The 651-nt window shown below is 38.7% G+C and carries 1 protein-coding gene; it reads right to left on the bottom strand.

Annotated elements, in window-relative coordinates; all coding sequences use genetic code 11:
• Positions 1–45: 45 nt before the first annotated feature.
• Positions 46–651, bottom strand: a 606-nt coding sequence (locus V7137_RS23930) for a PASTA domain-containing protein (RefSeq protein WP_335700388.1), incomplete at its 5' end; no start/stop codon positions are given.

A 651-nucleotide genomic window follows, 5' to 3' on the forward strand; every position in this document is an offset into this window, starting at 1 on the left:
ATAAGCTTTAACACAGCCTAGTTAAAAGAGTATCATAATATGGATTTATTCTGTTTCAGAATAGGTAATGACATCATCCGCAATGACCTTACTATCACGAATAACCTTGTAGCCAGCTTTTCCGCCATAAGGAATCGTTAACTCAATTTGTTTTTTCGTTGTTTCAGTAATGTAAAAGTTTTCTGCCGGTTCTGTCATGCTATGGTTCATATCTTCGATGTAGATGAGAACTTCCTGCTTTGGAAGAGGTTCGCCAGTGACTGGGACGGTTGGTTCATAATCAATGGTAATTTCCTTCACTACCGTTTTTGGCGGCTTTTCTTCTTTCCCTTTTGAGATTATAACAGATATGGTATCGCCCTTCGTCATTTCCGTTCCAGGTTTTGGTGATTGAGAGATAACCATGTCGACAGGAACTTTTTCATCATATTTTTCATCAGTCTCGATATTGAGCCCTACTAAGGAGGCGTAATCCTGAGCACTTTTTAATGTGTATTGTGTTAAATCACTAAGGACAATTGTTTCTGGTCCTTTACTAACTTCAAACTCTAATACAGTATCTTCGGGGACGACTTTTTCACCACCAGGAGGGGATTGATTAAGGATCGTTCCTGGTTCACTTTCATCATATCTCTCTGTTTTCCTTATATC

The sequence above is a fragment of the Neobacillus drentensis genome (genome assembly GCF_036962765.1).
GTDB lineage: Bacteria > Bacillota > Bacilli > Bacillales > Cytobacillaceae > Neobacillus > Neobacillus drentensis_C.